Source organism: Bythopirellula superficialaquae (assembly GCF_059632245.1).
In genome coordinates this window covers 2,848,419-2,873,004 of sequence record NZ_CP197426.1, presented here as the reverse complement: position 1 = coordinate 2,873,004, position 24,586 = coordinate 2,848,419, and the positions used below count along the sequence as shown (strand labels likewise).

Here is a 24,586-nt window from a genome sequence, read left to right as displayed (position 1 = left end):
GCTGCGCGGCAGCAAAATCTTGTTTCGGCTGGCTCATGGCTGCTCCTGGGTCAACGCGAGCACAAGTTCAGCGATCAAGCCTGTTTCCTTGAGATCGACAACAGCCGCGGCCACAAACTCGTTGAGCGCTGCTTGTTGATCGTCGGCGGTTAACAACCATTCCAAAGGTTTGCTCAATTGCAGATCGGTCCACGTGGAGTCTTCGACGGCTTCCCAGTTGGGATTGCGTTCCTTGAGAGTAGCGATAGTTCGCTTCACAATTCCACGTACTATAGGTCTTGCAGGTGACGGGGGCGAACTTTCCAGCCACACACGCGCTTCACCACCGGCAATCCCAGAGTAGAGGACCGGCGATAAAGGGCCTTTCGGCACTTCGGGCAAGAACTTGATATAAGCCGCTGACCGATTGTTATTACTGTGAAGAGTATTAGTATGCAAAACTTCTTTGCTTAAGTCTCCGAGTAGATTTTGCAAGATGGGTTTGCAACCAATGGAAAGTGCTGAAACTTTGCGAAAGCAGTCACAACCCATTTGTGTGAACGCTCGCATCAGAGCCAAGTCATCAAAACCAAATCGACTTTCAGACATGGTGTCCTCATTCCACAAATGGCTACGAACAAAACCACAGAAGTGACGGGCCAGCAATTGCTCTGAATCGGGAATCCGCCCCGCGCGAAGCTCCTCTTCGATCCCGCGGACGAGGTCCGTCCACCGCAGGCAGTGCCATGGCATGCCGAGCGCCGTCGGAATATTCTGCGACTGATCGGTGATCGCCAACACAAACCCTGCCCGATGTTGCGCCGATTGCTTGGCGAGCCAGGCATCGTAATTTTGGATCTGGCTGACAAGCTCACGGTCTGTTTCCTCAACCATCACCTCGGCGGCATCTTCGTCCTCGTCCCACGGTTGATTGCTACTCACGTGGATTCCTGCGCCAACTTTGACTTCGACGGTCCACAACACGACACGCTCGGGCTCGTCGTCGTGAGTCCAGCCCTCGATCCGCAGATCGTCGCGTTTCGCTCCGATCGCCTGCTCTGTGGCAAACTGCCAATCAAGTTCTTCAAGCGGTTTTGCCTTTGTGCTTGCCAATTCGGCCAGCAGGCGAATCAGCGCTTGCCGTGTCATGGGCGCATTGATCAACAGCCCGCAAAGCATCTCGGCACAGAGCCGTTCTCGGGCGGGTCGATTGGGCGCCGTCGGATCACGGATCAACCGCTCAAAAAGATTCTCGGCAGATGTGGGCAGAGAGACACCAACCGCCACAGGCACGTGGACCTGGGGGAGGAGTAGCATCGGCGCTGGAGCTGCCATTGTCACGGTGTACGCTCCGGCAAAACTAAGATGCCTTTACTTTGCATAGTCCGCTGCCATCTGATTTCATTTCTTGTCATCTTGCCCTAATCTATCATCTTCTTGAGGAGGCTTGAGCTTTTTGGTTTCGTCGATGAACTTATCAAAATCGCTGGTCGGTTGCGTGGCTTCTATCTGACGTTGCTGCTGCTCGAATTTTTGGAAATGCTGAAGTGCCAATCGATCAGCCACCTCCTTGCGAACACGACCTGCATGCTTGAGGACTTCTCGATCGTTGAATTCGAGAAACGCGTCGAGCTTGGCGACCCAGGATGCCATGGTCATTGACTTATGACGGCGAGCCTGATCCTCTGCATAGTCGAGATACATGGTAACGATGCGATTCAGCTCGCTGATCTCTTCGCGGTCGAGATAGTTTTTAGCCACTGTCACATCGGTTTTACGAATCTTCCCGTCGGGCGCATTTTTCCAAGTGGCGAGGCCCATGTTTTCCTGGCTGGCGTCGGCGCGTGACTGAATAATTTCCGCGGCCGTCATCCCGGTGATCGCCCACTCGAGTTTGTTTTGGACAGTGGCAAAGAACTCCTGCGAAACTTCAGCTTTCGGGTCATAGTCGATGCTCGTGGCGTAGATGTCGGTAATTTTTTGATAGAAGCGGCGTTCCGAGGAGCGAATATCTCGAATGCGTTCGAGCAATTCTTCGAAGTAGTCAGCACCGAAAGTCGTCTCCGCCGCTTTGAGTCGCTCGTCGTCCAGGACAAAGCCTTTGATGAGGTATTCTCGCAGTGTTTTTGTGGCCCACCGCCGAAACTGCGTGCCCCGCGGACTCCGCACCCGGTAGCCGATGGCCAGGATCATGTCGAGGTTGTAGTGCTTAGTTTGGTAAGCTTTGCCATCCGCTGCAGTTATTAAGTAATCCTTAATAACTGAATTTTCCGCTAACTCGTTTTCCGCCAGAATGTTACGGATATGGGTGTTGATATTTGCCACGGTGGTGTCGAACAATTCAGCGATTGTTTTTTGAGGCATCCACACGGTCTGCCCCTCGACAAGCAACCGCACACGGGTAATCCCGTCATCGGTGGCATAAAACAGAAAGTTGCCTTCGGAGGGTGCGGGCAAATTTTCACTCATTTTGGCAACTCCATTTGGAACCCAATCTCGGCCAAGTTGAAGGCAATCTGTTGGTCGAGTTTTTTGCCTTCGGCGAATTGCGTGGCAAGTTCCGCGGTGAGCCGCTGCATCTTGTCTTCAAAAGGTTCGCCGTCGTCTTCAACATCAGCCGCACCTACATAGCGGCCGGGGGTGAGGATGTGGCCATGCTGGCGAATTTCATCCAGCGTGGCACTCTTGCAGAAGCCGGGGATATCCTCGTAGTCCCGTCGCTCACGCTCAGGGCTAGCCGGGTCACCGCGCCAGGCATGATAGGTGTCGGCGATCTGAGTGATATCGTCGTCGGAGAGTTCGCGATGCACCCGGTCGACGAGGGTCCCCAGCTTGCGGGCATCGATAAACAGCACTTCTCCACGGCGGTCTCTCCGCTTGCTGTTCTTCTTATCGCGTGCGAGGAACCACAGACACACGGGGATCTGCGTGCTGTAGAACAACTGGCCGGGCAGTGCGACCATGCAGTCGACCAAGTCGGCTTCGATGATATTCTTGCGAATTTCACCCTCGCCAGATTGGTTGCTGCTCATGCTGCCGTTGGCAAGCACGAAGCCGGCCGTGCCAGTGGGGGCCAAGTGATAAATGAAGTTCTGCACCCAAGCGAAGTTGGCATTCCCCGTGGGTGGCGTGCCGTACTGCCAACGCTTGTCCTCTTTCAGCAGTTCGCCCCGCCAGTCGCTGTCGTTGAACGGTGGATTCGCCAGGACGTAGTCAGCTTTCAAATCGGGATGCAAATCACGATGAAAACTGTCGGCGTGCTCGCTACCTAAGTTGTTGTCGATCTGGCGGATCGCGAGATTCATCTTCGCCAATCGCCACGTGGTGTGGTTCGATTCTTGGCCAAAGACGCTAATGTTTCCCTTGGCCTTGCCGCCATTGCCGTTGCCGCTGGTGTGGGCCTCGACGAACTTGAGCGACTGCACGAACATCCCGCCCGAGCCGCAACAGGGATCGAACACCCGGCCTTTGTACGGTGCAAGCATTTCGACCAGCACGCGGACGACGCTGCTGGGAGTGTAGAACTGGCCACCCTTTTTACCCTCGGCACTGGCAAACTGCGAGAGGAAGTATTCGTAGACACGACCCAGCACATCGCGGGCGCGATGCTCCTCGGTTCCGAGACCGATGTTGCTCACCATGTCGATGAGTTGCCCAAGACGTTGGGAATCAAGCCGTGGGTGGGCATAGTCTTTGGGGAGCACCCCTTTGAGCGAGACGTTATCCCGCTCGATGGCCAACATCGAGTCGTCGACGATCTTGCCGATCTTCGGATCCTTGGCCCGGCCCTTGAGATAGGACCAGCGGGCCTCGGGCGGGACCCAGAAGATATTGAGCGCACGATACTCGTCAGGGTCTTCCGGATCGGCTCCGCTCTTTACTTCGGCTAGCAGCTTTTCGTGCTGTTCTTCGAACGCGTCGGAAATATATTTGAGAAAGATCAAACCGAGTACGACGTGCTTGTACTCAGCCGCATCCATGTTGGAGCGGAGGGCATCGGCTGCTTTCCAGAGCTCGGTTTCAAAGCCGACATTGGCGGTCGCAGAGGTCGCGGTTTTTTTCTTGGCAGCTTTCTTAGCCATACGCGTTGGAGTCTTTCCAGCGGTTCGAGGAACGGAGCGAGAACCTCCAATATAACGGGGTTTCATTTGGGAAAACAGCAGCCATGAACGGAGAGTGTACTTTTAAGGCTGGGGGTGCCTAAAACCCAGATTGCTCAGCAAAGTTGTTCGACCGCGCTGATGGGTTGAGACGTTCAACTCAGTTAAACCGGCCGCAGGAATGATCCGACGGACACAAACCGTAAGCAGAGTGTCCTTCAGAATTGGGGACAAGAAAGAAGTTACGTCAGGCATCAATTACTTATCGCAAATATGTACTGACCAGTGGTGAGTGCAGTTCAGACCCCAAGTTTCTTGTGGTCCTCTCAACACGGTCAGCGCGAGCCATCACTGAGCCAAGTGTGCGCTAAAAAAAATTGCCAAAAAAATTCCTTAACCTAGCAACTCATCGCAAAGCATTGGGAAATAGGAACTTACGCATCCAATTGTTGCCAGTTCCATTCCTTCTATTTCACAACGTTGAAAGTTTGCGAATTCCCAAGCTGTGGCGCTCACTTAGCGTCAAGTAGGAGTGTTTCGATTCTCGAAGCCCACGGAATAATTACTCGTCAAGGATGGAGATTATTTATGCAAACCAACGAAAAACTTTATTCACTTCCAAAAGCCTATGAAATAGCGACAGGTGTCCGCCCCCACTTGTCTACGTGCCATCGGCACCGCATTCGAGGCATCAATGGCGTTCGACTCACTACCGTGAAATTGGGTGGCAGGCGCCTGTGTAGCGCCGAAGCCGTACGGCGATTCTTGGCTGCCGTCACGGAGGCGACTGATGGTCCAGCCATTGCTCCGCAGACTAATCGTCAGCGCGAAGCCAGCGTTTCGCAAGCGGAACGTGAGTGCGAGCAAGCGGGCCTTTGATTTTACTTTCTCAACAGCCCAGTAAGCGCATCACTACTTGCGCTACTCGCTTATTTCAAACATGAATTTATTATGACTAAAAAACGGTTCAACGCAGATAACTTGAAACAGATGGCAGCAGGCCACTGGTCAGGTATTCTCTCGTCCATTTGCGGGCTTACACCGGAACAGATGGAGTCGCGGCACCAACCCTGCCCAAAGTGCGGTGGCACCGACAGGTACAGGGCCTTCGACGACTTGGAGCAAACCGGCGGAGTCTTTTGCAATCAGTGCCATAACCAAAACAACAGGGACGGTTTTAACACGATTAGGTGGATGCTCGGCTGCTCGTTCCCCGAGGCAGTGGCCAAGGTCGCTGAGTATTTCGGCATGGCTCCCAGCAAGAAAAAATCATCGACACCCAAGCCCGCGGCGGACCCGGCCAAGGATTTGGAGTTCATGCCATGGGCCCCACTCCTGGCCGCTCACTTCTTGGACGCGAAGAAGGGGATCACCGAAGCCTCGCTCTTGGCCCAAGGCTGCCGCATGGCACGGTACAAGAGTCAAACCGTGATCGTCTGGCCGGTCATTGGTGCCGATCTCGATACCGAGAAACCATGCGGCTACGTCGTGATGGAATACAAGTGCCGTAAGATTCCTGTCTACAACTTCAAGGGCGAGCAGATCGACGCGGTCGAGAAGAAAGTTGTTGCTGGTTCGGACCCTGGTTTGGTCGGCCTCGATGCGATCAACAAACTTAAAATGACCGGACTCGTCGAGTGCGTCTGGAAGTGCGAAGGACTCACGGACCAGGCCGCGTTGTGGGCAGCAATTCCCGAGCATCTACGTGCCACGCATGTCGTGATAACGACGGCGAACGGGTCTAGGGAAAACCCGAAGTGGCAAGCGGACATCCTTTCCAACTTCAATATCAGCGTATTGCATGACTGCGACAAGCCAGGGCAGGCAGGAGCCGACAAGTGGAGCCAATCGATCGCTGGCCGCATCGCTGACGGCCGAGCCGTTCGTAACATCATCTTGCCCTACACAATCGAAGAGAAGAAGGGCAACGACATCCGCGATTGGATCAACGAGGGGAATAAGTACGGCGATCTGTTGGGCTTGGTGGACCGCACCGAGCCGATCATTGTTGCTCGCAATGAAGATGGCAGCGTCGATGTGCTGGCGGCAGAGTACCCGATCCAAAAGCTCATCATGGAGAAGCTGCAACTGCGGATCGTCGATGTGGAAGAGAATGGCGCGATCCGCGTCTTCTCGATGCTGCTGCGGAAGTCGACGGTACTCAGGAGCGTCGAACGCATTCGCAAAGAGAATCTCATCTTTGCCTGTGGCCCGCCGGCGATGGAGCTGGTATCCGAAGACCCTGACAACGAAGAGACGTTCTCGCTCAAAGATGTCAAGGAAACGATCGCCTACTTTGCTTCGAAGCAGCCGTGCGACAATCAGCTCCACGGCGTCGGTGTTTGGCAAGGGCTCGATGCCTACGGCAATGAAACCGGAACCGTCGTGCTAGTAAACAATGCACAAGGGGCTCGGCTCAATGGCGATGAGGTGTTGCGGCCAGTGCTGGAACCCGCGGCAGATGGCCTGTGGCTGAATTTCGGAGCGGGTGACCCCGACTGGTTTGATTTCGATTTGCTCGATCGCAACTTGAAGAGCGCCGCCGACGAGGCCTGGCGGATCAATGTCATTGAAACGACCATCAATCTCTTCGCCCGCTGGAAGTGGAAGAACCCCGACGTCGACCCCACGCTGATGACGGGCCTCTGCCTGGCGACATGGATCCAGACGCTCTGGAAGTGGCGGCCGTTGGTCTCGATCGTCGGGGAATCGAACTCCGGCAAGTCGTTTTTGTTCGAAGCCCTGGGCGGGAACGAGCATCAGCTGGGGCTATTTGGCAAGCTGTCGTTCAAGCAGGCCAAGTCGACGGAAGCAGGCATTCGCCAAGGGGTCGGCAAAACGAGCAAGGTCGTGATCTGCGACGAATTCGAGAAGTCGAGCGAGCGGGTCCGGATTCTCGAGATGATGCGGGCCAGCACGCGTGGTGACACCATTGCCCGCGGCACGGCCGGCGACCAGAAGGGAAAGAAGTTCACGCTGCGGCATATTTGCTTTACCGCGGCGATTGAGGCTGGCCTGCAGAGTCAGCCGGACTTAAACCGGTTCATCCAGTTTGAGCTAAAGCGGCCCGATCGATCCGATCATGGCAAGTTGGTCCTGCCTGGCGGCCGGGAGCTGTACGAGCTCGGCCAGAAGCTGCTGGCGATTTCGGTGAAGTTCGCCATCCAGGCCAAATCGCTAGCGGTGCGGATCAAGGACACGAAGAGCGAGGTCGATGCCCGCGCCATCGAGTCGTATGCCGTGCCAGCAGCCATCTTGGGCATGGCGATGGGGTATGACGAGGAGACGACTCGCACCTTCCTAAAGAAGCTGGCGGATGGATCGATCGACAAGGACTCCCAGGGGATGTCCGACCAGGAGGATCTGCTCGACGCGATCATGTCGGCCAAGGTGAACTGTGGCCACCCTCACGGGATGCTATCAGTGGCACAGATCATCGAGGGGCCAACATCGAGCCGGTACATGGACAACTATGCCAAGATGGAAGCGGTCGGCGTGCGGCTGATCGACGGGACGGGCTTATTTATCAAGACGAGCCTGGCTAGCCGCGAGCTACTGAAGGGGACGGCTTGGGATGGCAAGAGAATCGATCAAATCCTCTTGAGGCTCCCTGGAGTCGCCAGAAGCAAACAACGCATTGCTGGGGCCCCGCAGCGAGGCGTGCTGGTCTCTGAGCAACATTATCTACACGCCCCCGAGAGTGGTCAGCAGGAATTCGTCTAAGTGCTGTTGCCACTTCAGAAAAAAAGGGAACGCGAAGGAACGCCGATCGGAACGCAATTCAATTCTCCTAAGTATATATAGTAGTAGTAGTTAGTTAGTTAGTAGTAGTTAGTGTTCCATTGTTCCAGTTAAATTTGGGGATAGATACGTGTAGAGGGTTATTTGAATTAAGAGAGAGGGGGAGAGAGAGAATTACATATATGTATCTATCCCTAAAAAAGTGGAACAATGGAACAGCGACGCAAGTTCATTGTTTACAACAACTTACAAAACGAGACTCCGTTCCGCCGTTCCACTTTTCTTGGAACACAACGAAAACAGGATTACCTAATGCTCCTAATCCATCAACTCAAGCAAGGAATCCTCGAAGAGCCGCCTGCTAGCGAGTCTCTTCCTTTGGTTGAACCTCCCCGGCCGCCAGCACAACCCGCTAAACCCGCTGACCCCGCTGATGCTGCCGACTCAGATGCTAGCGACACAGACTGCTCCTGGGCTCGCGAACCGAAGCTCGGCGTGTGGTGGCACGACCCCGGCAAGATCGCGATGGGCTACGAGGAATTGACCAGGAAGCCCGCTGCGGAGCCGAAGATCTGCCAGCCCTGTCTCTGTGCCTACTTCTGGGAAGACGTCGGCGGCCGGATGCACTGTGCCGCGTGCGAGCCGATTCCGTCGCTGAAAATGCTGAAAGATTTCTGGCAGGCGATTCCTGGTCCCGAACGCAATGCGATAGGAGACTGGCCCGCCATTGGCTGGGACCGCTGGTTTCCTAGTCCCAAGACGATCGAAGAACTCTTCAGCCATATCTTGGACGCTCAGAAAAAGCGTGAGCAAATGGCGATCGCACAAAGCGACTTCTGACGCTGCTCGTCAGCTCACTAGCTTCTGGATGATTCAACAATTTGGTCTGCCGCGCCGTGACCAGCAAGTCTGCCCTTGAACGCGGATGACATCCCAAAGCCCTTGTTGCACTAAGGCATCGAGCATGAGATCCACCACTTGTGGATCAACATCGTCCAACTGCTCAAGTAGCTGCTGACGGCTAAATTGATCAGGCATATTTGGCAACTGAAAGTCGATTCGTTCTGCCTGATCGGCTAGTTGAGCAAGCGCGCTAGCATGATGGTTCAGTTTTTCGTATGCGCCGCGATTAATGTTTAAGCAAAATCGATACCAATCAACGGAATCATTTTGCCAGTCTGACCAATCTTGCCCGGTCGCCTGTAATGCTCGCAAATAGGCTTGGCGGTAATAGGTGACTTCGTCTTCGAGGCTGACATGTTCCCATATTCGATGTTCGAGCTTGCAGAATAAAAATAAGAGTATAAGTCGTGCCGTCCTGCCGTTGCCATCGGCAAAGGGATGAACCTTGAGAAAATCGAGTGCCAACCCACTGGCAATCAGAAAACGCTTTTCAGGATACTCGTTCCAATTGTATTGAAAATCCTTGAGTAACTGCTCCATAACCCATGGAATCAGTTCTTTATCAACAGTTGACGCAGTCCCGTAGAGAGTTCCATCCGGCCCACGTCGGGGAAGTACGTTGTCTTCTACTTTCCATTCACCCCGATGATCGACTGTGGGCCCCATGTGCAACCGATGCCAACGACGAATACTCTGAATTGTCAAATCTTGAGAAGTTGCCGACTGCAGCACACGCATCACCGCTTGTCGGTATCCCTCCTGCTCGCCTCCTTCGTGTTGGCGTACCGCAAAAGAGTGTATGGCACGGTTCGTTTGAGGATGAAACTGTTCAAGACTCAGAGGACCAAATAATTTCAGTCGTTGGAGTCGAGCCAGGGTATCACGAAGTTGGGAGCGTGTCTCGGGAAAATGCTTTTTCTCAGCATCAAGCTCCGCCATTGGTGCCGCCAAGACATCCATCAGCCCCTGCCATCTATCACTCGTACTTTGTGGTAATTTCAAATCAGCCCCTCTGTAAAAAGAGAATGCCAAGTTTCGTCAGATCCGCCTAACTCACGAGTGCGACACCGATGAAAATGCGCAGCTCGGACGTCTCCCAAGACTTCGTAACACACGGCAATTCCAGCATGCACTTGGGGTCTTTGTTCGTCGAGCCGTAGGACTTCCTGGAACACAGCAAGAGCTTCCTCAAACTGCTTGCTGTCGACCAAGGAGCACCCAAATTGCTGAAGGAGCTGGGGAACTCCAGGCTGCTCTCTGACGGCTTGACTCAGGTGAGCCGTCGCTTCTTCATATCGACCTTGTCGAGAAAACCAATGGGCCCTCAGCGCCCTGACGACTGTTGCTCGCGGAGCAGAAGCTTCCATTTCAACGATTGTTTGGTTCGCTTCTTGCCAGCGCCCCAGTGCCAACAAGCATTCTGCCAAGTGAACCTTTACATAAAAGGAGGTGTCGCGCGTCGATAATCGATAATAAGCTCGCAGCGCCAACTCGAAGCGACCGGCCTGGAAATGAGCACGCCCCAAGTGGTGATATCGCCTCAACATCGCCTGTTCGAGGGCAACCGCAGCTTCAGGCTGGGACGGCCTCCATGCTCCCACTTCCGCAATACAATCAATCAATTCTTGTGTGAACCAGGGGCTTGCCACATAACCCACGGGCCAGGATCCATCATCATCTGAGATCGCGAGTAGGGGTGAATCGCTTTTGACATTCAATTTAGCTGGAAGTACAACAGGCTCTCCATCTAATGCTGTTGGTGCGCTGATGTTAAGTGCCGCAAGCATTGTGGGCAGAATCTCTAGTTGGCTCACGCTATAGCTCAAACGTCCTCCTAAGATTTTCTTTCCATTTGCCACAAACATCCCATACGGCGTGTAATGCCTCTCCGGCTCATGAGGCAATCGCCGTTTTCTTTCTTTCTCAGGAACATTCTTCCAGCGTTCGATATCACCTTCCCAGGGAGCTTTGACAATCACTCTCGGTCTCGGATTGAAACCATGATTCGATGCGAGGAACACATGAGTATCAGTATCCAAATATTCCAATAGACGCCCGAGCATCATGTCTAATAATTCGTATGCAACGTCCAAGCAGCGTTGGCTCCATTCGACGGCTTCGTCAAGTTTCAGAGGACGGGACTCTATGCCGAAGAGGCAACGGCAAAGGGATAGAACAAATCGATAGCGAATCCCGACAACCGCACAGTCTGCCTGATCAAGTAAGTGCGTGGCTAGATTGTGAACCGTACTTGTCTGGGCGAGAAGCTCCGCGACGATCGCTCGAATAATTGGTGCCTCTCTACCGGCGGGAGCTGCATCCCCGATGATCGCCGCAATTTCTGCGAACGTGATTTCCTCGGGACTTACAACCAGCTCACAGAATTCCTGAAATCGATCACGAGGAGAAACACAAGACTCATCAGCAGGCCACATCTGCCCAACGCGGGTCGACTGTTCACAGAACTGGTCGCTTACCATTACGCCTAAGATCCGCTCGGCGGGTACGGTTGCAGGAAATCCTACTACGCCACACGCTAAACCATGCCGTGTGGCGTAATTCCATAAAGCCGGCTGAAGACGAGAGGTGGACCGTGGTGGCTGAACATCGCCCCTCCCGTCGGGCTCCATATCTGTCACAATTCCGTGCTGGCACGCATCCGTGCCGGTTAAGATCGTCGTCCAAGTGGCTGAAGTTGCATAAGGCAGGCAGGCGCGCAACACACCATGGGCACCATTATTGATTAGCCGGGCTAGGTGGGGCAATTTACCGGCCCGCAATAAAGGACGGAGGAACCGCCAGTCCGCACCGTCCCAACCGACAAAGAGCAATCTTGTCTTCATGCAAAGCGGATCAGTCTAGTCTATCAGCCAACAATTACTTAATTCAGTGATCAATGAACATTGTTTCCAACACGTCTCCGTATCGCTATACCCGCGACTCCTGTTGCCAAGAGCGCCAGAGCACCGGTACCAGGCTCTGGCACGGCAGAGAGATTGACATTGGGCTGAGACTCATAAATGAAATCTTTGAGAGAAAAAACGGCTGTCTCATTTTCTAGAAGACTGATGCTCCCCCTTAATTGCCCTGCGTGGGACGATCCATCAATCAAGAATGTAAAGCCTGCAATTCGAGGGCCTGCAGAGTTGAAGAAATGACCGTCTCCCGTGCCATTTGAAAAATCCAAATTGAAAGCCAAAAGAGCTGGCTGAGATTGGAATTCAGGAGTGGCCGAAATAAGTTCACCAAACTCAAAAGCTTTAGCAGCTTCGGTCGTTGTCGAGCCTGAAGGTGTACTGAGTTCACTCACTTCATCGAAGGCAGTCGTGTCGAAGTAAGGAAACGCAGACAGAGATTTGAACGATAGAGCAAGCTTTCCACCGAAATCAGAGCTGAATAGCTCGACATCCGTCTGAGAATCATTGTTTAGGTCAAAAGAGTACGATTGAGGAATAGAAGAACTGGGGAAGGTAAGATCTTGATTGATCGGTACAGATATGGGGGCACCAGAGGCCACTCCAACGTAGCATGCCGTGACGCCCGCGCCCGCGGCACCTAAGTTGCGAACCGCTTTGGACAACTTGGAGGAACGGCGTTTCTTTTTGCCCATAGTCGGAATATTGGCGGTCGCCAAGGTTGTTGTTTCAAGCTGAGGTTGCGTCATTAGCGTACTCCTAAAGATAGAACTAATAGGGAACAACTGAGTTGAAAATGGAGCGATTCCGACTGAAAACGAGTCAAGCCACTCGATGCTTCATGGGCAACATAACAGAGGTTTTTTATATTGCAAGTATTTTTGGGAAGGCGCTACTAAAACCAGCTTGATTCATTCCCTGCTTGTTGGCGCAAGGCACCCAGGCCGCGACGTAATAAACCAGCCACTGAGGCGGGTGATCGATCCATTACCTGACAGATACTTTCTAGAGTGAGCCCCTCGATATGACGCATGGTGACGGCGTTGCGTTGGGCTTCCGGGAGCCGTGCGATCGCGGCGGCCAGGGCGAGCGATTTTTCGGTCTTAAGGAGTTGTGCCTCAGGTGGGGCTGTCTTGGCCATGGCATACCACGACAAGCTGATATCATTCTCATTGGCTTTGGCTAAATCTGCCTCTCGTCGAAAATCGCGTTTGTCGGCTTCATGATAGCGAACAAGATTCAAAATATTGTTCTTGTGCAGACGTTTAATCCAGCTCAAAAACTCTGCTATCGTGCGACCTTGGAACATGGAGAAATCCCGGTGGGCCTCGATGACGGTAATTTGCACTACGTCGGAATCCCCCTCACGGGTACGAATCTTTTGCCCGAGGGATTGGCGGGCCATTAACAACAGTAATGGCCGACACAAGTCTAACAGTCCCTTCAACTGTTCCTGATCGTTCTTCGCTGCCATCAGTGCCACGGTCAGCCCTTGCGTCAAAAAGTCAGACCCTGTGGAACGCTCTTCCATGTGGTCACCCAATAGAAAAAGGCACTAAAAATGTTATGTAGAACCGCAACGGTTAAATCAAAATCTTGATTGGCCTCAGTAGGGAGAATATTGGCATGCAAGGCATCGGCACAGGAAATTTATAAAAACATCCAAGAATTCTCGGTCATGCAATGCGCCAGCCGTGCCTAGAACTATGAACATAGAGCTGGCTTACTCACTAAATCTTCAAAAAAACGCCCGAAACACCCTGTCGGGGGGTCGAACCGTTCGATTGCGGGGGATTTTGGCCACAACTATACTTGTTCAGGCGTCGGTGTAGCTGATTGATTCACTTTCTAAGTTCGAGTACCGAGATGCTGCGCATTCCATTAGCTTTGGCTTGCTATCTGGCCGCTTTTTCGCCAGCCTTGGGGGCCAACTTCTGGCTTTCGACTAGCGGATGTCTTCCGCTTCCACAAGGGTGTATCGAGGCGGGATCCACACCTCCTGCCAGCTTGGGTGACATACCAACGATTACGCATCTACCCAGCGCCACAGTAGGAACTTTTTACATTTGGGCAAGGCCCACGGCTACCAAGACGCTCGAAAACTGGTCCTTGACAGTCGTCTCTTCCAATACCAGCGTGGTGTCGTTTAACGCTTCCAACACTTCGTCGGTCGAAGCCTTTAATCCGGTCTTGGGCAATACTGGGGGCCAAATGTCTATTCCGATCGTACGTTGGGAGTTCGTTGATGAGCCCACGGGGGCCAGCCTTGCCACGGACAGTCTGAAGGGGCTCAATGTTTTTGGTGTTGCCCGTTTGGGAAAAGGCATTGGTCCGGCCAGTGATGGGGTACAACAAGGAATGACCCCCGACTTGTTTGATGATCCGCTTTACCATCCTGGAGCCAACGCTTGGTTACTGGGCAGTGTCAATTACTCCTTGCACGGCGTACTCGGTACGGCAGAGATCCGTCTCCAGATTGGCGAGAAAGGCATCAATCACACGGGCGAAAGTTCGTCGGCGACCAATGTCGTTTTCGGCTGGGTCAGCGATACGGCTCTCAATGCGAACACACAAAGAAACAAGGATAGCGCGACCGCCGACCTCTATATTGCTGTCTCCAATAATACTCCGACTGCAGATTTTGATGACGATAATGATGTCGATGGCCGCGATTTTCTAGTTTGGCAGCGGGGCGGATCGCCGGTTCCGTTTAGTCCGACCAATTTGGCCGCTTGGCAGGGTACTTATAATGGCGGCGCGTTGGCTGCCTTGAATCATATCCCTGAACCAGCCACGGCCGTGCTGCTAAGTTTCCTCTCAATGGTGATGAATCCCCGCCTGGCTCGAGGTTCGCGCTGACCCTTCGAGTTTAACAAGAGCCGGAAATGTGTGATCTGAGATGTAAGATATTGGATGTCAGAAAACGTCAGGAACGCATGAATCGCCGCGCGCGCAGAACTTCTGCCACCGACAACGACTCTTCTGACATCATCAATCACACATCTCGCATCTCAAATTTGTCCGGTTTTACGCTCGTCGAGCTGTTGGTGGTAATCGCGATCATCGGCGTGCTGGTGGCTCTTTTGCTGCCGGCGATCCAGGCGGCTCGTGAAGCGGCCCGCCGTTCGCATTGCACCAACAATCTCAAGCAGATCGGCCTCGGGCTGCAAAACTACCATACGCAGTACAAACATTTCCCACCCGGAACGCGGCTGCATCTCCAACAAGACAAAGTCGGCGTGAGTTGGCGGGTGCTCCTGTTGCCGTTTGTTGAGCTCGGCAACATCTACAACGAGATCGACCCCCAGACAAATGGGGGCGCCCTCAGTGACACCCACAAGACGACGAGCTTGAGCGATTTTGTCTGCCCCTCGCAGGATCCGCCATCAAGCGATCCCAACATCGGGAAGAATTCCCACTACTCGGCTGTCGCGGGAGCCAACACCACTAGCGACTATATCGACCTCGAAGACGTCAAGTTCGGGGATATTTATACCAACGGCATCTTCTTTCCCGAGAGCAATACGCGGATCGGTCAAATCACCGACGGCACCTCGAATACTCTCGCCATCGGCGAGCGAACCTACATCTTCAAGCACTGGATGGAAGGGGCCATTTGGTACGGCATCACTCCCCCGCCAGGGCGTGCTCCATCGCTGAGCGACTTTATTCCGACGGCGGAGATCGGCATGGGCGGGGCCAACAACATCGTCTTTCCGATCAACGCCGATCACAACGAGTTCGGCTATTACAAATTCGACTTTTCCGTCCCTGTAGCCGACAGAAAAATGCGCCTCAATGAGCTTCCGTTTGCCAGCCGACACCCTGGCGGCGCTCACTTCGGCTACGCAGACGGCAGTGTGCATTTTTTGAACGATGCGATAAATTTTACGACCTTCCAGGCCATGGCCACCAAGGATGGTGGTGAAGTGGTGGATAAACTACCTTAGCGAATTGCGACATGAACAAAATTCCCACGCAAGGACGATTTTATCTCAGGCGCTACACCATTCTCTGGCTGCTGCTGTTGACCTTGAAATCGCTTTTGCCTAGCTCGGCGGTTGCCCAGGTGACATCCATCTGGAACAGCACGACGGGGAATTGGAGTGACTCCACAAGATGGAGTACCAATCCACTCTTCCCCAATAACGGTAATGGGGGGAACGACTACAACGCGGTCATCAACGGCGGTACGGTGACGCTCGATCAGAATATCACCCTCGAAGACCTGACGTTCTCGGGCGGGACGATTACCGGAGCTTTTGACTTAGTGGTGAACGATTTACTCAACTGGACGGGTTCCGGCCAAGTACGCGGCGGGAGCCAGATTGCGGTCAACACGTTCACTACCAGCAACAACGTGACGTATGCCGAACCTGGGACCTCCCTGGAGGTACTCAATGATTACACACAGTCCAATGGCTCGTTTAGTCTTACAGCCGGTGCGAGCGTCGACATCGGCGGTGCGTTCCATTACACCGGCTCGAGCTTCTACCTGCTACAGTCGGATTTCAGTGTCGGCAATGGAGCTGCCAGCACCATCGAGGCGGGCAACTTTCAACTTAACTTGGGGGCTGCTGGCCCAGGTGGTGACCTAACCCTCAACACCCTGACGACTCATGGCAGCACCACTGTCGCCAACGGTTGGTCCCTGCAAGTGTTGGGTGACTATCAGCAGGATGCCGGCAGTTTTTTCATGGGAAACAATGCCGATCTCCAAGTTGATGGAGCTTTCAATCTCGTTGATGTTACTAGCTTCCTAATTTCTAGTAGTGCCTCGCTCAGCGCCGTGGGCAACCCGGCAGGCAGTTCTATCGAGACCGGGTGGGCCGAAGTGCGTGGTGCCCAGATTGCGGTGAACACGTTCACGGCCAGCAACAATGTGACCTTCGACGACCCTGGGACTTCGCTCCATGTGCTGACCGACTACACGCAGACCGGCGGCTGGTTTGATGTGACGGATTTCGCCGATGTCCAGGTCGACGGCGCGTTCAATTTCACGGGTACAAGATTCTTACTGCTGGACGGAAGTTTCAGCGTAGGCAATGGGGCTGCCAGTGCCATCGAGGCGGGGGAATTTCAACTCAACTTGAGCGACATTAACGCTGGCACTGATCTGACGCTCGGCAGCTTGACGACGCATGGTTTTACTGGAATCTACAGTGGTTGGTCACTCCACGTGATGGGTGACTATCAGCAGGACAACGGAGATTATGCCGTGGGTTATGGTGCCGATGTCCAAGTCGACGGCGCCTTCAACCTCATCAATGGCAGTTCTTTAAATATCTACAATGGCGGAACGCTTAGCGCCTTGGGGAATCCGGCAGGCAGTTCTATCGAGACCGGGTGGGCCGAAGTGCGTGGTGCCCAGATTGCGGTGAACACGTTCACGGCCAGCAACAATGTGACCTTCGACGACCCTGGGACTTCGCTCCATGTGCTGACCGACTACACGCAGACCGGCGGCTGGTTTGATGTGACGGATTTCGCCAACGTCCAGATCGACGGCGCGTTCAATTACACCGGTTCGAGATTCCAAGTGCTGAACGGAAGTTTCAGCGTGGGCAATGGAGCGGCCAGTTCGATTGAGGCGGATACATTTATCCTTAACCAGGGCACCACTGACCTAGTGATCAACACCTTGACGACGCATGGTTACACTGTGGTCGGCAATGGTACGTCGCTGCACGTGCTGGGAGACTATTACCAGGACGCCGGCGATTTCGCCGTGGGGCACAACGCCGATGTTCAGGTTGACGGCGCCTTCAATCTCGTCAATGGAAGTTCTTTCAATATCTACGATGGCTCGACCTTTAGCGCCTTGGGGAATCCGGCAGGCAGTTCTATCGAGACCGGGTGGGCCGAAGTGCGTGGTGCCCAGATTGCGGTGAACACGTTCACGGCCAGCAACAATGTGACCTTCGACGACCCTGGGACTTCGCTCCATGTGCTGACCGACTACACGCAGACCGGCGGCTGGTTTGATGTGACGGATTTCGCCAACGTCCAGATCGACGGCGCGTTCAATTACACCGGTTCGAGATTCCAAGTGCTGAACGGAAGTTTCAGCGTGGGCAATGGAGCGGCCAGTTCGATTGAGGCGGATACATTTATCCTTAACCAGGGCACCACTGACCTAGTGATCAACACCTTGACGACGCATGGTTACACTGTGGTCGGCAATGGTACGTCGCTGCACGTGCTGGGAGACTATTACCAGGACGCCGGCGATTTCGCCGTGGGGCACAACGCCGATGTTCAGGTTGACGGCGCCTTCAATCTCGTCAATGGAAGTTCTTTCAATATCTACGATGGCTCGACCTTTAGCGCCTTGGGGAATCCGGCAGGCAGTTCTATCGAGACCGGGTGGGCCGAAGTGCGTGGTGCCCAGATTGCGGTGAACACGTTCACGGCCAGCAACAATGTGACCTTCGACGACCCTGGGACTTCGCTCCATGTGCTGACCGACTACACGCAGACCGGCGGCTGGTTTGATGTGACGGATTTCGCCAACGTCCAGATCGACGGCGCGTTCAATTACACCGGTTCGAGATTCCAAGTGCTGAACGGAAGTTTCAGCGTGGGCAATGGAGCGGCCAGTTCGATTGAGGCGGATACATTTATCCTTAACGCGAACGACCCTAACTTTGGTACTGATCTGACGCTCGGCAGCTTGACGACCCATGGCGACACGGGGATCTACAGTGGTTGGTCCCTCCACGTGCTTGGTGACCATCAGCAGGATGCCGGTAGTTTTATCGTGGGTTATGGTGCCGATGTTCAGGTGGACGGCGCTTTCAACCTCGTTGATGGCTTTCAACTTCTGGTCACCGGCGGAGCGACGCTCAGCGCCGTGGGCAACCCGGCGGGCAGTTCGATTGAGACAAGCGGGTTGGTCCAGGTGCGTGGCGGTTCCCAGATCGCAGTCAACACGTTCACGGCCAGCAACAATGTGATCTTCGCCGAGCCGGGGACCTCACTTCAGGTACTGACCGATTATACCCAGACCGGCGGCTCCTTTAGTGTGACAGATGGTGCGGATGTGCAGGTGGGAGGAGCCTTCCATTACACCGGCCCGAGCTTCTATCTGCTGGACGGGAGTTTCAGTGTCGGCAATGGAGCCGGTAGCGTTATCGAAGCGGGGGAATTTCAGCTTAATTTGAGCGACGTTAACGCTGGCACTGACCTGACGCTGAGCAGTTTGACGACCCACGGCTCTACGGCGATCTACAGTGGCTGGTCCCTGCATGTGTTGGGGGACTATCAACAAGATGCCGGTGATTTTATCGTCGGTTATGGTGCCGATGTCCAAGTCGACGGCGCTTTCAACCTCGTTGATGTTACTCATCTCCAGGTCACCGGGGGAGCGACGTTGACAACATCAACAGCGCAGTTGCTTGCAAATCTTGGCTTGGTAACGGATGGCATTCTTGAAAATAGCACTTGGAACGTGACGAACAACCTGATTCTCGGTGACGTGAGTGGTGATCCCAGCGGTCGCGTGAGTTTGGAGGTGCGTGCCGGAGGGCTGCTAAGTGTCGGGTCGAGTCTGGTGATTGGCTCCGGCGGTCAGTTGAGAGGAACTAGCGGAGGCACGATCACAGTCCCCGAGATCATCGTCGAAAATGGAGGTCTGCTTGGAAATGGGACCTTCTCTCTGGATTCCAACGTGACCAATCGTGGCACAGTTGGCGCAGGAAACATTATTGGGTCGCTTGAGTTCTTGGGTAACTTCACCCAAGAATCAGCGGGTACTTTGGAGGTCAACCTCTCTCTTAGTGAGTTGACTGTTGGCGGTGCAGCGAACTTGGCTGGCCAGCTCGACGCAACTTTGCCCGATGGTTTCGTGCCAAGTGTTAATCAAGAAATCACAGTGTTTGCTGCGAACTCAATCGCAGGGCAATTCGAAACGCTCTCTTCGCCAAACCTGGCGACCGCCGGTGGCGGACTGGGTTTAGAGCTTGTCGAGAGTGCTACCGAGATCAAACTTCGTTTCGTGCAGCCCACTAGTACCAATCTTTTCCAGGGATCGACAGCAAACTCCAATTGGTCGGACATCGCGAATTGGTCCGCGGGAGGAACTCCTAGCGGAGCTAACATTGTCTTGCTGGATAACCTTGCCGGTGCGCCGCAGCGCGTGGACGTGACCCAGAATGTATTCGTCCATAATTTATTAGTCTCGGGCAGTGCCGAACTTTTCACCTTGGCTATTGGACCAGGCAGCAACTTTTCGGCTCTGACGGGCGTCAAGGTAGCCGACAACAGTGTGATTGATGTCAATGGCGGAACGTTGGTGACTGACAGCTTCGAGGTACTCACCGATGGTTCAATCCACGTTGAGAACGGCGGCCGGTTTCTCGCTTCGAGCCCTGCAACATCTACCATAAGCAGTAGTGCGGCCGCCAGCCCCAACGATGCCGCGCTCTTAACCATCACCGGTACCGGTTCGAAGTTTGAATCCAAAGGCTCAATCATCGTTGGAGCCGAAGGAGCGGGGGAAGTCACTGTCGACCTGGGTGGCCGGATGGCGTCCGTGGGTGGCGAGATTGCTCAGATCGCAGGTTCATCTGGTATCGTTTCGATCGACGGGTTGAACTCTCGTTGGTCGGTCGAGAAAGATCTCTATATTGGTGGCGATAGTGTTTCCTCTGGCGGTTCAGGCACAGTCGAAGTCACCACTAATGGTCGTCTATCCGTTGGTCAGCGGCTACATCTGTGGCCGGGCGGAAATTTGTCGCTCACCGACGGAACAGGTATCGTGACGGTTGGGCAGGGTGCGACGACGAACACTGGAGGCACTCTCCAAGTTGTGGGTGACGGACTAATTTCAGGAAGCGGCTCCATTGACGGTGACGTCATCAACCGCGGGAGTGTTCGTCCCGGCAATTCTCCTGGAATTCTCACGATCACCGGCGATTACACGCAAGCGGCTGATGGCTCGCTCGAGATCGAGGTTGCTTCCTACTCAGGCACGATGGCTATGCCTGATTGGGTGCCCGGCACCGATCACGACCAACTGCAGGTGACTGGCGCGGCTATGCTTGGCGGAAGATTGGAAGTCCCCGTGATCGATCCCTTGAAATCCTCGGGGGGACCAACACTGGGATTGCCGCCTATCAATTTCTTGACAGCTGGCAGCGTGACGGGCGAATTCAGCGCGGTGGTGGCTCCCGGACTCAGCCTCATCAATCCCAATCTCACTGTCGATGTCGAATACATCACTTCGGGGCCAGATCAAGGTGCTCGACTGAGTTTTGTGCCCACTGAGTTGAACGTCGTGTTTGATGACGCGACCAATACAACGGCCAACTGGTTTGATAGCGTTACCACATGGGAAGATACTGACAATCCTGGTGCCCCAGTCTTGCCGGCTTTGGTCAACGACATCTCGATCCAAAACCTGACCGCTACTGCTCAGGAAGTGGAAATCGTGAGTGCCAACGCCTTAGTCGCCAAGCTGACGGTTGGAGGAGGCACGGAGGATCTCACTGTTCAGATCGGCAGTGGCACGCCATCGAACATCAGCGGAAATCTTTCCTCCACGTTGGATGTGACGATTGACGAAAACGGCGTGATTGCGATGAATGGAGGCACGCTTGCCACATCTGAAGTCACCCTTGCTGGAGGCCTGCTCAAAGGTAATGGCTTGGTTGACTTGTCGAGTGAGACCTCTGTCGGCACGCTCACCGTCACCAGTGGCACGATTGCCCCGGGTTTTTCCGTGGGGCATCTCGACATCGATGGCGATCTCGACCTAACAGCCGAAGGTAATTTGGTGATCGAAGCCACCAGTGAGGCCATCCGCGACACAATTTCCGTCACCGGCGAGGCCATCTTGGAAGGCTCCCTCACCCTCGACATTACGGGTAGCACGATCCAAGCGGGCGACAGCATCCAGATACTTACGGCCGAAACCATCACGGAAGACCTGAGTTCCTTCGAGGTCATCGGCAACGATAACGATTTGTATTTCCGCTTGAGTATCGAGCAGATCTCACCTGACTTGGTGGCCCTATCGACGGACGGTTTCCATGAAGGGGATTTTAACTTTGAAAATGGCTTTGGTACCGATGACGTGGCCGCCTTTGCCATGGCCCTGACCGAACCTAGGGCCTATAGCGATTTGTACGGCGCTTCGGCCGATTCGAAAAGTCTCGACGGCGACGACGACCTGGACGTCGACGATATCGACAACTTCGCCGCTTTACTGGGCATGCCCGTCGCGCAACTCACTCACAGAATCAAAGCCTACTCGATCAATGTGCCGGAGCCCTCAATGCTGCTTTTGGCGGCTGTGAGCATCGTGTGTGTAATCGCGCCACGCCCGTCACGCAATCACTTGTTCGGGAAACGGTAGGGAACGCCCTCCACGGCGTTCCATTGTTTGGGTGGAAAGCGTCTCGCTATTCACGCAACGCCAGGGACAGCGTTCCCTACATCGTGGAGTTCCTGCTCCCTAACTATTTCTCAGGTGACGGATTCTCGGGTGACGGAGTTGGCTGCCCCTGATGGGGATTGTCTACATTCGCCACTTGAGCCACCAGCGCGTAGAATTCCCTCGGTTCCGTGGGCCATTTCTTAACCATGTTCTTGATAAGCATCACGGATTGCGTCAAGTTTTGTTGTGCCGCCAGGGCACCCGCGAACACGGCCCGTCGCATTTCGGCATCGAGTTGATCGGCTTCATAACTGAGTTTCTTGGGTTGGGCTCGGCCAACTTGCTGATAGATTTCGGTCGCCGCGCGCAGTTCTTCCTCGGCTTTCGCTTTCTCTGACGGACTATAAAATCGACTGAGACCGAGATGGCAATCCGCCAGCGCTAGCAGTACCTCGGCTTGGTCCGGCGATCTCGCCGGAATTTCTTCAAACAGCAACTTGGCAGCTTCGTAATGTTTTCTGGCTTCTAGGGGTTGCTGAACTTGTTCGGCAAGAATCGCCAACCCAAGCTGGCCGAAGGCCTTGTCCAGTTCACTGTAAGTTTCCTTATTGAATGTTTCGTTCGCGTGTCGGTAGTGCGACTTATAAACTTGGTCGAGAAGTTGCGTCTTCGGTCCCTTCTCGCGCTCCAGAGGCCAAATATCCCAAGGGTTCGCCGTGCCTGTGTATAGCTTCAGGTCTTGTTCGAGAACCGATAATTGATTGACGTTAGCTTCTTTCTCGGCAGACATCTGCTGGATAAGATCGTCCTTTTCATCAACCAAGTCCGCTAAGCGTTCGCGCTGAGTTTCGATGCGATAGGCCGTCGCGGGGCCGGCGATCGCCAAAATCGTCGTCAAAGCGGCGGCCGTGGCGAGTGCTGGTTTACGCTTGCACCAACGAACGATTTTTTCCGTACGACTTACAGGCCGGGCTAGGATCGGCATGCCGTTCAAATAGCGACCGATCTCATCCACAACCTGCTGGCTGGTGTTATAACGACGGTTGGGGTCGCGTTCCATGCATTTGATGCAAATGGTCGCCAGATCTTTTGGGATGTGGCGATTGAGCGTGCGTGGATCGGGAGCATCTTCGGTCAGGCGTTGATGAACTTGCATCTGTGCGTTACCACGAAACGGCTTTTCGCCCGTAAGAAGCTCGAAGAACATGACTCCTAAAGAATAAATATCCGAGCGGCGATCGGTCCAATGGGCATGTCCCATCGCTTGTTCCGGGGACATATAGGCTGGTGTGCCGAGAATTTGACCCTCCACGGTCATCGTGATCTCATTCACATCACGCTTGGCGAGCCCAAAGTCCATTAAGTATGGCACTTGAGCTTGATCGAGCATGACATTCGACGGTTTGAGATCGCGATGAATAATCCCGTGTTCATGAGCGTGATGCAAGGCGTTGGCAATAGTTTGAGTAATGAGGCACGCCTCTCGAAAATCTGGCCGTCGACTTGTTAGCAAGTCCGCCAGAGAGACGCCTCGTACGAAGGCACAGACGATAAAGATCGTGTCGCCTTCTTTGCCCACTTCGTAGACGGGAACAATATTGGGATGACGGAGCTGTGCCGCGGAACGGGCTTCACGAAAAAACTGTTCGAGTTCAAGCGAACTCAACTGGCCTTTTCGTGGGATCTTCACGGCAACTACGCGATCGAGTTCCGTATCGCGAGCTTTCCACACCGTGCCAAAGCCACCGACTCCTAATCGTGATACCAACTCGAAACGGCCGACGCGCTGGAGCGCTGTCGCCGCCGAGGTCTGTTCCTCGCGCACTGCCAGATTGAAAGTGCTTCCACACGAGCGGCAGGTAATTTCTTCAAAAGGAGTATCAGCCAAGAGTTCCACGCCGTTACTGCAGTGCGGGCAACGAATGTGCAGCCCTCGCGAGCGACCCGGCGTATGATCGACAGTTGCATCAGACCCTGGATTGCATTCAAATTCACCCCCTAGTCCCGAGGTGTGAAGCTGAGTTTCATCCGGATCAATTGGTTGATCTTGGCCACCGGCATGGGCTTGATGATTGATACCATCAACCAGTCTGAAAAACTGTTGAAGCCTTTCAGCAAGCTCGGGATGAGCCTTGAGAAGTGCCTGTTTGTCCACACTCTCACCCTTGTCAAGGCGAGCTAAGTACTCTGCCAAGACGTGGTCGATTCGCGATTCGCTACCCTCTGGCTTTGAATTCATGCTTGTACTCACCAGCAAATTTTAAAATGCTTTAAAAATCTGTGTTCGTCATGATTGACCTGCCGTCGCCTACTCACTCTAAATTTAAGTTAGTTTCAGGGTAGTATCTAGACTGGCTCGATTTGGTTGTTAGGCCGTAGCCGAAGCGAGTAGACGCGGCTTGAATCACCACCGGGAAAGCTGATGGTCAATCTAGGAGGCTAGAGGGCCTGACTGCGTTGTCTTCCCATCACCAGCGATCCGTGAGAATATTGGCTTTGACCACGTATCGAGTCGTACTCAGCCTGATCACTCGTTTCGGAAATGGTGTCTAAGCGTTCTATTGACTTAG

At 54.0% G+C, this 24,586-nt stretch carries 14 protein-coding genes and 1 pseudogene; 7 read left to right on the top strand and 8 right to left on the bottom strand.

The features are described from left to right. Window positions 1-33 precede the first annotated feature (33 nt). From SH678x_RS11775 to SH678x_RS11765, 3 genes are read right to left on the bottom strand one after another with little or no spacing between them, the layout of a single operon-like run. Window positions 34-1,320 carry a hypothetical protein gene (locus SH678x_RS11775; protein WP_496918643.1) on the bottom strand — a complete coding sequence of 429 codons (1,287 nt, stop codon included), beginning with the start codon at window positions 1,318-1,320 and terminating at the stop codon, window positions 34-36. 60 nt (window positions 1,321-1,380) lie between these two features. Next, window positions 1,381-2,448, bottom strand: a complete 1,068-nt coding sequence (locus SH678x_RS11770) for a virulence RhuM family protein (RefSeq protein WP_496918642.1) — start codon at window positions 2,446-2,448, stop codon at window positions 1,381-1,383. Further along, entirely contained in the window at window positions 2,445-4,061 is a 1,617-nt protein-coding gene (locus tag SH678x_RS11765) for a class I SAM-dependent DNA methyltransferase (protein WP_496918641.1), read from the bottom strand. Before SH678x_RS11765 ends, SH678x_RS11770 begins: the two co-directional genes overlap by 4 nt. Before the next feature lie 606 nt (window positions 4,062-4,667). Between SH678x_RS11765 and SH678x_RS11760 the strand changes: the two genes are divergently transcribed. The 4 genes and pseudogenes from SH678x_RS11760 to SH678x_RS11745 all read left to right on the top strand — a co-directional run bounded on the left by SH678x_RS11760 (window position 4,668) and on the right by SH678x_RS11745 (window position 8,660). After that, a complete protein-coding gene (locus SH678x_RS11760; protein ID WP_496918640.1) occupies window positions 4,668-4,958 on the top strand; it encodes a DUF1580 domain-containing protein in 291 nt (96 codons plus the stop codon). A 72-nt stretch (window positions 4,959-5,030) separates the two neighbouring features. Continuing rightward, window positions 5,031-5,240: pseudogene (locus SH678x_RS11755) on the top strand (primase-helicase zinc-binding domain-containing protein); the annotation flags it as partial. A gap of 33 nt (window positions 5,241-5,273) precedes the next feature. Then, window positions 5,274-7,802: a putative GTPase gene (locus tag SH678x_RS11750; protein WP_496923105.1), complete on the top strand. Its 2,529-nt coding sequence runs from the start codon at window positions 5,274-5,276 to the stop codon at window positions 7,800-7,802. Between the two features lie 330 nt (window positions 7,803-8,132). After that, the gene (locus tag SH678x_RS11745; protein ID WP_496918639.1) at window positions 8,133-8,660 is read left to right on the top strand and encodes a hypothetical protein; all 528 of its coding nucleotides are present in this window, start codon (window positions 8,133-8,135) and stop codon (window positions 8,658-8,660) included. Window positions 8,661-8,693: 33 nt separating this feature from the next. On the opposite strand, the gene SH678x_RS11740 is transcribed toward SH678x_RS11745, so the two are convergent. From SH678x_RS11740 to SH678x_RS11725, 4 genes are all read right to left on the bottom strand, one after another. Beyond that, window positions 8,694-9,725, bottom strand: coding sequence for a Fic family protein (locus tag SH678x_RS11740; RefSeq protein WP_496918638.1), 1,032 nt, complete (start codon window positions 9,723-9,725; stop codon window positions 8,694-8,696). Beyond that, on the bottom strand, window positions 9,722-11,566 hold the full coding sequence (locus SH678x_RS11735; protein ID WP_496918637.1) for an alkaline phosphatase family protein: 1,845 nt from the start codon (window positions 11,564-11,566) through the stop codon (window positions 9,722-9,724). Before SH678x_RS11735 ends, SH678x_RS11740 begins: the two co-directional genes overlap by 4 nt. Window positions 11,567-11,616: 50 nt before the next feature. Further along, window positions 11,617-12,387: a PEP-CTERM sorting domain-containing protein gene (locus SH678x_RS11730; protein WP_496918636.1), complete on the bottom strand. Its 771-nt coding sequence runs from the start codon at window positions 12,385-12,387 to the stop codon at window positions 11,617-11,619. Window positions 12,388-12,533: 146 nt separating this feature from the next. Next, window positions 12,534-13,169 carry a sigma-70 family RNA polymerase sigma factor gene (locus tag SH678x_RS11725; RefSeq protein ID WP_496918635.1) on the bottom strand — a complete coding sequence of 212 codons (636 nt, stop codon included), beginning with the start codon at window positions 13,167-13,169 and terminating at the stop codon, window positions 12,534-12,536. Window positions 13,170-13,504: 335 nt separating this feature from the next. On the opposite strand from SH678x_RS11725, the gene SH678x_RS11720 reads away from it, so the two are divergent. The 3 genes from SH678x_RS11720 (at window position 13,505) to SH678x_RS11710 (ending at window position 21,995) form a co-directional block, all read left to right on the top strand. After that, on the top strand, window positions 13,505-14,497 hold the full coding sequence (locus tag SH678x_RS11720; RefSeq protein ID WP_496918634.1) for a hypothetical protein: 993 nt from the start codon (window positions 13,505-13,507) through the stop codon (window positions 14,495-14,497). Window positions 14,498-14,574: 77 nt separating this feature from the next. Next, window positions 14,575-15,588 carry a DUF1559 family PulG-like putative transporter gene (locus SH678x_RS11715; RefSeq protein ID WP_496918633.1) on the top strand — a complete coding sequence of 338 codons (1,014 nt, stop codon included), beginning with the start codon at window positions 14,575-14,577 and terminating at the stop codon, window positions 15,586-15,588. A gap of 11 nt (window positions 15,589-15,599) precedes the next feature. Next, window positions 15,600-21,995 (top strand): beta strand repeat-containing protein, encoded by a 6,396-nt coding sequence (locus SH678x_RS11710; protein WP_496918632.1) that lies wholly within the window; start codon window positions 15,600-15,602, stop codon window positions 21,993-21,995. A gap of 103 nt (window positions 21,996-22,098) precedes the next feature. On the opposite strand, the gene SH678x_RS11705 is transcribed toward SH678x_RS11710, so the two are convergent. Next, complete coding sequence (locus tag SH678x_RS11705) at window positions 22,099-24,255, bottom strand: serine/threonine-protein kinase (RefSeq protein WP_496918631.1); 2,157 nt, start codon at window positions 24,253-24,255, stop codon at window positions 22,099-22,101. Window positions 24,256-24,586: the final 331 nt, after the last annotated feature.

Bases quoted from the DNA above. Each gene is read 5' to 3' on its own strand.
- SH678x_RS11705 (WP_496918631.1), bottom strand. From the start codon at position 24,255: ATGAATTCAAAGCCAGAGGGTAGCGAATCGCGAATCGACCACGTCTTG.
- SH678x_RS11760 (WP_496918640.1), top strand. From the start codon at position 4,668: ATGCAAACCAACGAAAAACTTTATTCACTTCCAAAAGCCTATGAAATA.
- SH678x_RS11720 (WP_496918634.1), top strand. From the start codon at position 13,505: ATGCTGCGCATTCCATTAGCTTTGGCTTGCTATCTGGCCGCTTTTTCG.
- SH678x_RS11725 (WP_496918635.1), bottom strand. From the start codon at position 13,169: ATGGAAGAGCGTTCCACAGGGTCTGACTTTTTGACGCAAGGGCTGACC.
- SH678x_RS11730 (WP_496918636.1), bottom strand. From the start codon at position 12,387: ATGACGCAACCTCAGCTTGAAACAACAACCTTGGCGACCGCCAATATT.
- SH678x_RS11750 (WP_496923105.1), top strand. From the start codon at position 5,274: ATGCTCGGCTGCTCGTTCCCCGAGGCAGTGGCCAAGGTCGCTGAGTAT.
- SH678x_RS11745 (WP_496918639.1), top strand. From the start codon at position 8,133: ATGCTCCTAATCCATCAACTCAAGCAAGGAATCCTCGAAGAGCCGCCT.
- SH678x_RS11715 (WP_496918633.1), top strand. From the start codon at position 14,575: ATGAATCGCCGCGCGCGCAGAACTTCTGCCACCGACAACGACTCTTCT.
- SH678x_RS11765 (WP_496918641.1), bottom strand. From the start codon at position 4,061: ATGGCTAAGAAAGCTGCCAAGAAAAAAACCGCGACCTCTGCGACCGCC.
- SH678x_RS11770 (WP_496918642.1), bottom strand. From the start codon at position 2,448: ATGAGTGAAAATTTGCCCGCACCCTCCGAAGGCAACTTTCTGTTTTAT.
- SH678x_RS11735 (WP_496918637.1), bottom strand. From the start codon at position 11,566: ATGAAGACAAGATTGCTCTTTGTCGGTTGGGACGGTGCGGACTGGCGG.
- SH678x_RS11710 (WP_496918632.1), top strand. From the start codon at position 15,600: ATGAACAAAATTCCCACGCAAGGACGATTTTATCTCAGGCGCTACACC.